Below are 11297 nucleotides of genomic sequence, written 5' to 3' on the forward strand. Positions count from 1 at the left end.
TGCATGACATCAGATCACGCTCGGCTGCGACACACTGGTGGCGTCACCCCCCCTGTTTCGTATAACGACATACACGGTGTGGGTGCGACGAGCGGGATCAAAGCAGTTCGCCAACCTGAAGGTCTTTTGCGCCGGTGTAGCGGTTCACATGCTCTACGGAGATACCTTCATTGTCGTCCAGAAGCTCGGGTGGTTACACAAGCCTTGGGACATGAACAGGTTCCGGTTGGCGATCTCGTCGTGCTGCCCGATTCCGCGACGCGCAAATCCGGGCGGATCCTCGCCACCAAGGGCGGTAGCCGGAACATGACCACCGAAGTCGGCAAGTGCGCGCGGGTTTATGCTGGCGCAGCGGAGGAACGCGTTCCGCAGATACCGGATCGCAGAGCGCTTCAACCTCGACTTCGGCCAGGGAACGAACGGCGTCGTCGTGAACGGCGCAGGGGAGTGATCGGCTTCAGCCTCGACGACGCGCCGGCGGCGGACTGCGCGTCTGGGCACATGGTCACGTTACTCCATGGTGTCGGGATTCCCTGGAACGCGCCGAGCAACACGGAGACCGGATGCTGACCGGCACACTGTAACGAATGTCGATCGTCCGCGCGACTGGTAACTGAGCGGAGGAGAGACTGCATGGCGGGGATCCACGAGATCTACACTAGGGAGATCCACAAGAAGCTGGGTTTCCTAGCGTGCTGGTTCCCGAACACCCTGATCAGCGTCGGGGACGTCGGCACCCTGCGTGGACACCGGTTCGACCGGGTGACCAGTCTCGACGACCTGAAAATTCCCTATGAGATGCGCGAGTTGAGCGTCGCCGCGGACCTCAACTACCAGTCCGCCGGCAAGGTGCGGGTTAGCGCGGGCGCGACCGCGACCGCGCCGGGGGCAGGATCTGGCAAGTTGTCGGTCGCCTTTGACGACGCCGGTGCGACGCTGCTGCAAGCCTCCGGCTGTGCGTGGCGAGAGCTGGCCAATCTGCCGGCGCTGGAACGCGAACTTCAAGTGCTGCGCTTGGCGAAGGTGTGGCGGCGCGAATGGGTGCTGGTGCACAAGGTGCTCCACACCGGCCCGGCGGCGATCCTGGTTTCGGCAACCGCCGGCGCCACAGTGGACCTCGAGGTCTCCGCGGACGTGCTGGCCGGGCCGCTGCCGGTGGCCAACGCGTCGACAGCCCTCGCGGCGGCCAACCCACACGGGCTGGCCGCGCGCGTTGCGGTCGAGTCGGGTGCCACACCGTTCTTCGGCGCAATCGCGTTCCAGAAGTCGCTCGTCGGTCCGAGCCGGTTCGCTTGGCGCTCCAGCGAACCGGGCGTGGTCGGCTTGCCCGGGAGTGCCCCGGCTTCGGCACTCGCCGAAGTCGACTGGGAGCATGCTGTTGACGACGGCTGAGACGGCGGCCGCATCGCGGCCGCTGACGCTCGCGGCACAGCGCCTGGTCGACGCGGTCAACGGATTGCCGATCCGCCTGCCCGAGCGCGAACGGCTCGAATCGGCGCTGGATCTGCTCGCGAGCACCGAGTGGACTCGAGTGCGGGTCCGACTGAGCGCCGAGCAGTTCGCATCGCTGCTGGCGCCCGGTTTGACCTTCCGAAAGCATGCTTTCGGGCACGTCCTGGACGTTGCCGAGACGCTGGCCGCGGTTTACGGGTTCGAGTTCGTGGACGTCGCGCACATCGCCGTCGCGCTTTCCTTGACCATGCGGGCGCCGGTCGGCTCCGGGGTGCCGCAGGTGGTCGCCGAAGCCTTCGGGCTGGGGACGCTGGACCGGCTTGACGACGTGCTGAAGGAGCACAGCGTCCGCCGGGAGGCCGCGGAGTCGCCGCGGCCCGACGAGCCGGTTCGGCTTGGCTTTACCCTGAACGGCCAGCGGTGGCAGCGCGCGTTCACCGGTTGCTACATGGCCGGCGTGCTGGCGGCGGTCGTCCTGCTCGTCGTCCACGGCGTGCGGTCCGGTTCGGTCGCGGCGTGGGTGCTCGCCGCCGCCACGATGGTTTCCGCTCGCGATTCCCGGGAGACCACCACCCAGTCGGAGCGGATCGGTTGGGCTAGGTTGCCGCTGCACTGGCCGGTGCAGCCCGTGCTGGCGGTTCTCGCCGTCGCGATGGGGGACCCCTTCGCCGCGGTGGTCGTGATCGCGCAGTTCGTGGTGCTGGATGCGATCGCGGCAGCGGGGGAGGCGGTCGTCGCGCACTACGACATGTTCGACGGCCCCGGCTTCGAGGACGTGCCGGCGTACGTGTGCTGGCTGGCGGCGGTCCCGGACTCCTACATCACCGCCCGGCGCGCCGCGTCGTTCGGCTGCGTCCTGGTCGCGGCGGGCCTGCCCACGCTGCTGAGCACCTGGCAGCAGGGATTCACCGCGGCTCTGTACGCCGCCGCCGCCATTCTGGTCGCCCGCCGGCTGTCCGGAGCGGCCGTCGTGCTGGTGGCAACCGTCGTCGTCGCCGGCGGGTTCACTTGGTTCGCGCTGGCTGTTCCGGTGACCGGGCTGGTGGCGAGAGCGCTGATTGCCTGGCGCTGTCGGCCGCCGGGGGCGCCGGTGCCGATCCCGCAACGCAGGGTATCCGGCTTGCGGCCGCCGAGGGGGCGGGACGCCCGCCGCTTCCGCCGTGCGCGGAAGCTCGTCCGCCGAGGCCTGCCCGCCGCAGCCGCGACATTGCTGGCCGAACCACCGGCGCACCATCCCTTGCTCACCGCGCTGCACGCCTGGGCACTGGTGCAGAGCGGGCGGTTCGGCCGAGCCGCCGAGCTCGCCGACACCTTGCCCGGGCCAATCGCGCCGGTTCGTGCGCTGATCGTCGCACACGCCCGGCTCGAGCTGTCCCAGCCGGATCTAGCCTTGCGCAGCCTCGATACCGCCACAGGGCTCGTCGGCAGGGGAACAGTCCGCCGGAGGCTGCGGAAGGAGCTTGAGCTCGCCCGGTGGCGGGCGCGAATCGCGCTGGGGGAGCAGGGGTTGTCGGTGGCGCTGGGCCGCGGCGTGCCGCGCACGCCACGCCGTTCCCAGCTGCTCGACGCGATGGTCGTCATCCGGCTGGCCGCCCAGAGCGATCCGGCCTATCCGCCGGTGGCGGTCAAGCTGATCGCGGGATGTGCCTTGAGGCTCCAGCGCTGGGCCCGCGATGGGCGTGAAGCGCGGATGTTCACCTTGCTGGAGTCCGAACGAGCCCTAGACTTGGAAAGCCTTCGCGCGAGCGCGGTGATCATCGTCGCGTCGATCGAGGACGGCAAAGACACCGTCGACATCGCGGATGAGCTGGACAGCGAAACCGGCTTGGCCGAGTTCCTACTCCGCGCCGACCGGCCGCTGGAAGGGGCGCAGGCGCTGAACCAGCTAGCGGACCACTTGGAGAACACGCCGAACCAGCTCTCGGCGCTGGACGCGAGAATTGAGGCCGCCGCGTCGCTGTACTGGAACCGCCACCAGCTTGACGACCTGCCTACCCGGCGGCTGTGGTGGACCGAAGCAGCCGCGACGATGGATGCCGCGATGCGCCAGGCGGTCGCCGGCGCCGACTGGGCAACCCTGGCCGAACTCATCGAGACTGCGCGGTTGCAGCTGGCCCCGCGCCAGGCGGAGGACCTCACCGATCTCTCGCGTGCCCCGTTCATCCGGGTGCGCGGAGTATCCCGCTTGTCCAAAGCGGTTTGGTATCGGCCCGGGGATCGGCCACCGAGCTACGACCTCGAGCGACTGGCCGACACTGTGCTCGGGCCGGACACGTGGTGGTGGAGCACCTGGTCGGCCGACACCCGGCTGTACTGGGCGCTTGTCCCGCCCGACGGTGCCGTCAGTGGCGGTGTGTTGGACGTCGGCCCCGGTACGGATCTCGGGATGGCACTGGCCGATCTGACCGCGGCCGCTCCGGCACCGTGGCCCGGCGAATCCGTCGGAGACGAGCGCTTCGGGGACCGCATGGCCCGCAGCGTCCTGTTCGGACCGGTGCGTGACGAGAGCGATCTGGCGCGGCGCCTGGGCGGGCTGCTACCGGCCTCGTTGCGTGCCCATCTCGGCGGGCACGGCGATGCGGTGAACCTCGCGATCGCGCCAGCCCAGCTGCTGGCCGCCGTGCCCTGGGCTATCGTCGCCATTGGTGACGGGGATCGCCGCCTCGTGGAACGGTGCCGGCTGGCAGTCGCTCCACCGGCCGGCTTGATCGCGGCCTTGTCCGGACGTTCCCATCACAAAGGGCGGCATCCGGTGTCCTTGGCAGTGCTGAACCCGGGCGGAGCCTTCGGCGCAGCCCGGGACGATCTGGTCGCGGCTAGCGCTCTCCAGTACCGCCTGCCGACCGGAGTGCCGGTCGTCGGCCGCTCCGACTGCGTCGACCTCGCTGGATTCGGCGAGACTCTGCGCTCCCTGCCATCTCGGTCCAGCGTGGTGTTCGCGGGTCACACGAGCGCGGGCGACAGCACGCCGCTGAGCAGAGGCCTGCTGCTCCGCCCGGCGACGGCCGACGGTGAGCCGGTGGTGTTGTCGGCCGGTGCCTTGATCGACTCGGCTTCTCGTTACCCGGTGCCGGTTCAGGGGCTGATCCTGGCGTGTGACAGTGCCGACTTGGGACAGGCGGCTGACGGTGAATGGCTCGTGCTCGGCACGGCGCTGCTGTGGGCCGGCGCGCAGCGGTTGGTGGTGACCGGCTTCCCGGTCGTTGACAGCGATGTGCTCGACGTTCCGCTGCTCGACCACCTCGTGGCCGGGGACGACCTCGTCGACTCGCTGCGCGGGATCCAGCTGCGGCGCTTGGCGCACTGGCGGGCCACCGGAGACGAGGTGATGGCCCCGGCGATCTGGGCTGCCCACATCGCGATGGGCACCTTCTCGGCCCGCTCGCCGGTACCTGAGGCCGACGACCGAGGTGACCGGTACGTCGAGGAGTCCCTGATCGGGCTATTGGATAGTGCTGCCGAGCAGGCGGCTCGGCTGGGGAGGTACGAAGTCACACCAACCGACGTGCTGTTCGCCCTTGCCATCTACGGTTTCGCCGAAGACGCGAAGAAAGCACGTCGCCTGCTACTCGTGCCACTGGTGTATTCATGGTCCGCCGTTGCGCTGGCCTGGGCGGCGCTACGCCGGCGCGAACGTGCGGCCTTGTCTACGATCGCGTTGCGCACGGACACCATGCAGATCGTGCGCGACGCGGGCGCGGTGGCATCCGATGCGCGGCATAAGCTCCTTACACCCGATCACCTGCTGGCCGCCGCGCTGGCCGGCCGCGGTAAATCCGCGACACTCGCCCGCAAGCTGTTCGGCTGGGACGGTCGGCACCCGGAAGTGGTCAAGGAGATCATCAGCGAAACCCAACATGGTCTGCGTCGCTTCGGGCTTGCCTCGGTCAGGTACTTGGCCCCGCACGTGGTCCGGGCTGTCTATATTGCGAATAACTCCGAACCGCCTACAACGAAACAAGAGCAATCTCTTCTGCCCGGGTAGGTCGGCCATAGCGCTGCGCTTCAGGCGGCGTCGTGAGTGATATTCTGTTGCTGATCGGCCGCGACGGCTAGAAGCCCGAAACTGGCCGAGGGTATCATCGGTGGAACTGGGCAGGGAGTCCGGCGTATCGAGTTGGCCTGGATCAGCTACTAGTTCCGCATGTATTGAGGCCGTTCGCGTGGCCACTGACGCCGAATCTGCGACGAATCACGAGGATAACTCGCTTTCCGGTGGGGTAAATCGGTCACCGTGGTGGCCGAATACCGCACTCACGGTAAGCTACGTCGACGTCCTCGGGTCGGAGGCTGCGCCCTCGAAACCCCCCTGCCGGTGCGGCATTGGATTGTGAGTCGGCGATGATCTCCTTAATGACTTCGGGATGTCGGCCATCGTAACGGGTCGCCCACCGTGCCAGTCCTGGAGCGGCACCAGAGCCGGCGAGCATGGCGACCAACAGGTGCTTCGTCGTGACTAACCCGTGCCTTGCTTCGGCTGCGTAGGTCGTTGCCCTGCGCAGCAGGTCCCTCGTGGTGGGATGCAAACCGGCCTGTTTACCAGACGGCCCGTGGAGCTGCCACGCGCCGGGAAAAAAGGAGTTGGCGAGCCAGGAGACCGCTACCAGAGTGCGGCCACGGGTTCGGGGAAGCCATCCAGTGGCCTCGAGTGCCAGTTCGACCAGAACATCACTGGGCGCTACTTCGTTTCTATTTCGACGGAGAGCCGCCTCGGCCGCGGAATCCAGCAGCCATATTAGATCGAGGGCGAATTGCTGGTCGGCGCCCACGGTGATTTCCTTCAAGGGGATATTTGAGGTGAAGGCGCCCATGGCGATGTGGCCACCCCAGATAGCCGGGCTCACGTCAGCTGCGCCGGAAGCGCGCCATTGCGTCAGTTGCTCGAGCTGGATCGCGCGCAAGCCGTCCACGAGGTCGTCGCCGGAAAGCAGACAGCGGACCAGCGCCTCGTCAATGCCGGTCGTGTCGAGCACCGGGAAGCCGGTGACGATGAGCCTTCGAGCTCCGGCCCAGAGCAACGCCGTGCCCAGGACGAGCCACTCGCCGGCGGCGGCCTGGGCGAGGTCTGCGGTGTCGCAGGCGAGCACCAGACCCTGGCTCGGGATGGGGTAGCAGCCGGGGTGGTCGATCAAGTCGCGCGCCGAGAGCACCACAGCGTCCCTATGTCCGTCAGGCGGCCGCAACAGGAGCCCGCCCCCGAGCGGTTCATCGGCGCCGGGATGTGTGTGACCGGCGAAGAGGAAACTGCAGGCGGGAGGTAACGACCGAAGTAAGGCACCGACGGATTCGAGGGTGACGTCATTGCCACGCACGATCTTCGGCACTTTCGCAGGTAGTGCGTAAGCGAGCGCGCTGGCAGCCAGAAGATCGAGCGAGGGCGGTCCGAGCCGTCCGCCCGGGTTGAGGACCGCCAAGGACAGAGGGCGATGCCCGTCGTGCCAGGGACGTCCGGCCAAGGCGGCAAGAAGGCTGGCTGGCGGGGCAATGGCCAGGCGGCACCGTTCCAGCAACCTGAATTCACCGACACCAGTGCCGATGGTCGACCACGGTACGCCGGCAAGTACCCGATCGGGTGCGATCGCCAGATCGGTCAACGGGTTCCGGGCGAGATGCTCGCGGAGCGGGTGGGGAATCAGCGCAGCCAGCCTCATCGAGAGTTCGGCCTCCGCCGATGGCGGCCCCAGCAGAACACTGTCGGCCATTCGAGCCTCGAATCCCGGGCTGCCCACGGACTCTTTTGCCATCGGCGAAGGGGAAGCGCGGCGAAGGTCGGCGAGTGCCTGACCCAACGAGCTTGAGGGGCCGACGTCCATCACTCCGCCGTACACCTCCCCGTCCGGTGGGACGACCGACCAATACAGCTCGGTGCCGACGGCCCAGGTGCTCCACCACCACGTGCCGCGGCCGAGGACGATAGCTGCCAATCTTTCAAGGTCGTAGATGACCGGCCGCTCCTGCGGTGAATACCACACTGTCGTCGCCATGCGTGAGGTACCGCGCACGCGCACGAACGGGGCCTTCGTGCGATCGGCCAGGTCCTCGTCTTCACGTGGCGCAAGCTGCAGTCGGGCGGTTTCGATGAGTTCGGCGAGCGTGGCCCAGTCTTTCCTGCTGGCGGCCTGTCGGATGGCGGCGGAGAGAGTGACCGCAGCTCGCGCCCACCACGCGCGGCGCGTGGCGAGGTCGTGGAACTGGTGGCGAAGCCAATGGAGTGTCGCGGCCGCTTCGATCCGCGTATCCAGCGCGGCGGGGTGGTGCGGTGAGATTTCCAGGTGGTCTGCGAGCTGGTTGAGGACGTCGACCGCTTCCAGTGGTCGGTCGGCTCGCAGGAAGAACTCGGCTGCGCCGGTGTCTCGGCCTAGAGCTTCGAGGGGGTCGATCGGCTGCCGGTCACCGGCGATGTTGGCCGTGACCCATACTGTGAGCAAACGCATGCTTTCGAGCCAAAGCACCCGTTCGTTCTGCAGGAGCGTTGAATTCGGCACTTCGATGTGTTTTCGGTACCACGAACCAAATCGATAAGCGAAAATCGCGATCATCGAGGCGGCCGCCGGTGGTGTGGAGTGATTCTCCGCGATCAGGCGGATCGTACGCATAGTGCGCAGCGCATTCGTGCGTCTCGATGAAAGTGTGAGCCAGCGCGCGAGGGTGGGCACCGTGTCCTCGCTCAGCAGGGTTTCGGCTCTCAGGCGGGTCATCTGGATCTCGGTAGCGAGTTGTCTTCTGACGCCGGCTCGCCCGATCGGCTTGTTCGTCTCGGCCAATACTGTGAGGGCTGTCCTCGGCTCGGACAACTCGAGGTGGGAGCAAGCGATCACGAGGGTACGAATCGGGCTGAGTGATTCCGGAAGCTTACTGACGGCGTCCTGTGCAGCGCCGGGATGGCCGGATTCCAGGAGTGCCCAGCCGTGTAAGGCGGTTTTGATCGGATGTGCGCCCGGATGAGAACTCAGTTCTGCTTCAGCCGCTGAGAAGAGTCCGCGCCGCAGCAGGTGCCGTGCGCGGCGGCACGCCTGGCCCTCTGATCCGCGGAGCCGGGGAACTCCGCGGACTCCGCGTAACGGAACAGGGACAGGTGCAGCGGGAGGCCGCCATGACCAGCTGATGGCAGCTCTTGTCAGAAGTCCGCTGCCCAGCGCGAGGATGATTCCCTCAGTCGACACGTTCATAGTAGTGGCGATGACTAGGAAGATGACTCCAAACCACGCTCGTTGATGGCCGATCATGACGGCCGCCATGATGTAAAAAATGTGATCTGTTTGCGATAGTCCGGGAGCGAGCACTACCGGAGCGACCCCGAGAGCGACGGTGATCCCCAAGGTGAACAGACGCTTGCTCGCTAGAAAAGCGTCCGGAATCGCTGCGACCAGCCGAACCTTGTCCGGCAGGAGGTCGAATGTGGGCCCGCTGAAGCGACTCTGTCGAGCTAGAGCTGAGCCGCCGATCGTCATGACGATCTCGACCAGAAAATATTCTGCAAGTAATACCCAAGCCGCATGTGGTGCGCCTGCGGCGGCGGTGATAGCGACAGGGATGAACTGAGCGGGCCAGCGGGTCGAGATGCGCCCCGTCAACTTGCCGGCATCGAAGAGCTGAGTTTCTGTGCTGCGTGAGTCGGCGAAAGAAACCAAGGTGAACGGTAACGCTACCCACACGACAGCTGATTCAGTCTTGAAGGCGAGAGCTGTCATCGCCAGAAAACCTATTCCGATGGTAGAGAAGTAGCCGATGATCGTGGACCGGCGCCATATCAGGGCGTGGCGGGCAAGCAGGACATCGACGTCGTCAACCAGCATCTCACTTCTAGCGGTGATCCGCTGGTGATGCGTCGTGAGGACCTCATCTAGGTGGTCGAACGGCGGCAGCTCGAATGCCTCGGCCACGTTCTTCGAAAGGTCTATTCCTTTATTGCGGCATTCACTGGTCAGCTCGAGGGAAATCACTATGTGCGGCAAGTCGATGCGATCGGATCCGTGAAGCTCGGCGATCACGCCGGCTACCGTCAGAACCTGCCACAGTGGACGAGTGATGAACGCCTGGCCTGGCCTTCTTAGAGGTGCCGCATCTCGATATGGAAGGGCGGCCACCACGATGTCCCAGGCTGCTGGCCAACTGGAGGCCAGCGCCTGTACAAGCCGTTCGCGTTCGGAGAGATGGGTAGGCAGGCGCTCGAGAGACATGAGCAGCGCGGTAGCGCGGTCGGTGTATTGCGTCACGGCTGCCAAATCATCCCTCGATCGCACCGGTCTGCCGACCCTGACACTTGTCGTAGTCGGAGTCGCTTGGTTCAGCAGCAGTGTTACGAGCGGCTCGATGCCGCCATCCTCTCGTCCAGGACACGTTCAGGGACGTGATTTGGCCCGAGTCGAGGAAGATGAAGCCTCAGGTGCGGCAGCTATGCTGGCACGACGCGACGGGCAGTTCGCGTGTCTCGCCCTCGATCGCCGGTTCGACGTCCGCCGCAGAGCTTACAGGGCCAGGGTCGTGAACTCCTGCGACTGGCCGTTGGCGGGCGCGACCTCGATCTACTCCGCCGCCGCGACCTGGGGCCGTGTACCTCGGGCAGCAGTGCCCGGATCGCCGTGCGGACGTGCGGTTCTGCACCGTCGATCTCGATCTTGTTGCTATCGCCGCTGAAAGCCTGCATCTGACCGGGGTGGCGCCGCCGTACGGATCCGTCCGATCGCATCTACTTACGTCGAGCAACTCGGTTCCGCCGAGGCCGCGGTCCGCCACGGCAATGCATCGCGCGTCAAGCCCGAGACGCGGGTCGTGGCTGGCGCACCGGTTGCCGCCCACTGCGCGACGCGGTAGTGCTGTTCCGCAGCGCTGCGAACGAGGCCAAAACAAGGCGCTCAGCGGCGTGAGGGTGGTGTGCTGCCCCGGTGACTCTGCGCTATCATGGTTGCATGAACTCCCCAAAAACGGGAGATATCCCACGCGAGGGGGTTCAAGTCCTCGGACACAGTATTACCCCACGGATCGCGACACGCGATCTTGAAATACGGTCGGTCGTCGCTTAGCTAGAATCGATCTCCTCCAGTCGCCATCGTGCGCCGTCGTAGACGATGGCCTTCCCTGAGTCGCGCAGCGCCGCGGCTACACGTCTGTGTCCGGTCGATCAAATTCCGGTGTGGCGTGGCCGTGGCGGCAATAGTAGATCGGGCGTCCGTGGTTACAGTGCGAGTCCAGTCGACCGTCGCAGGTACCGCAGTGGATCAAGTCGGCTAGAGCGAACCGGCGTGGGCGAAACGCGGTCACGCGATCGGCGTTTAGTGCTCACGGTAGACGCCACCGGGACGCGGCAGCGCAGGTCTTCGCGGACGTCGTAGAGGTAGATGCTGACGGCCGGAGCGTTGCGCCGGGCCGCCCAATCCTTGGCGGGCGCCTCGAAGGCGACCGCAACCTCGCTGCGGTGCAGCGCCTCGTCGACCTTGTGGATCACCGGCCGCCCTCCTCACCAGTGCGTTCCTCCCGCGATGATCGCAAGGAGCCGGCCCGGCCGACCTCGCGGTGGCGAACCTTCGGGTACGCCCGGCTGCCCGTATGTGCGGGGTCAGTCCAGGCGGGTGAAGACGAAAGTGGCAGTGCGCCCGGCGTCATCGCTCCAGTCGCCTTCGTACCGGAGCGGGCTCGGATCGGCCGAGACGAGTCTCCCCCGGTAAATCTGGTTGCCAGCGCCGTCGGAGTCGGTGGCCGAGAAGCCTCGCGGGGCTGGGGCGGCCGTCGCGACGAAATTGCTGCTTCCCGCCACGCCATCGGCGGTCCACTCGCGCTGGAGGAGAAGCAGCGCAACGCCGCCGGTACCGAAGCAGCCGAAGCACCCGCCGAGAGCTGAACCACCC

5 protein-coding genes are annotated in these 11297 nt (G+C 66.5%); 2 read left to right on the forward strand and 3 right to left on the reverse strand.

Features of this window, described 5'->3' with window-relative positions; all coding sequences use genetic code 11:
* Positions 1-633 precede the first annotated feature (633 nt).
* A complete protein-coding gene (locus ACWDN5_RS35415; protein ID WP_449679342.1) occupies positions 634-1392 on the forward strand; it encodes a hypothetical protein in 759 nt (252 codons plus the stop codon).
* Complete coding sequence (locus ACWDN5_RS35420) at positions 1373-5437, forward strand: CHAT domain-containing protein (RefSeq protein ID WP_449679343.1); 4065 nt, start codon at positions 1373-1375, stop codon at positions 5435-5437. The genes ACWDN5_RS35415 and ACWDN5_RS35420 overlap by 20 nt, the downstream gene beginning before the upstream one ends.
* Positions 5438-5681: 244 nt before the next feature.
* On the opposite strand, the gene ACWDN5_RS35425 is transcribed toward ACWDN5_RS35420, so the two are convergent.
* From ACWDN5_RS35425 to ACWDN5_RS35435, 3 genes are all read right to left on the reverse strand, one after another.
* Positions 5682-9632 (reverse strand): CHAT domain-containing protein, encoded by a 3951-nt coding sequence (locus tag ACWDN5_RS35425; RefSeq protein WP_449679344.1) that lies wholly within the window; start codon positions 9630-9632, stop codon positions 5682-5684.
* A gap of 995 nt (positions 9633-10627) precedes the next feature.
* The gene (locus ACWDN5_RS35430; RefSeq protein ID WP_449679345.1) at positions 10628-10897 is read right to left on the reverse strand and encodes a Pvc16 family protein; all 270 of its coding nucleotides are present in this window, start codon (positions 10895-10897) and stop codon (positions 10628-10630) included.
* Between the two features lie 111 nt (positions 10898-11008).
* Positions 11009-11297, reverse strand: a 289-nt coding sequence (locus ACWDN5_RS35435; RefSeq protein ID WP_449679346.1) for a hypothetical protein, incomplete at its 5' end; no start/stop codon positions are given.

The sequence above is a fragment of the Amycolatopsis sp. NPDC003731 genome, assembly GCF_053586895.1.

Coding starts and splice junctions, on each gene's coding strand:
- ACWDN5_RS35415 (WP_449679342.1), top strand. CDS start 634: ATGGCGGGGATCCACGAGATCTACACTAGGGAGATCCACAAGAAGCTG.
- ACWDN5_RS35420 (WP_449679343.1), top strand. CDS start 1,373: ATGCTGTTGACGACGGCTGAGACGGCGGCCGCATCGCGGCCGCTGACG.
- ACWDN5_RS35425 (WP_449679344.1), bottom strand. CDS start 9,632: ATGTCTCTCGAGCGCCTGCCTACCCATCTCTCCGAACGCGAACGGCTT.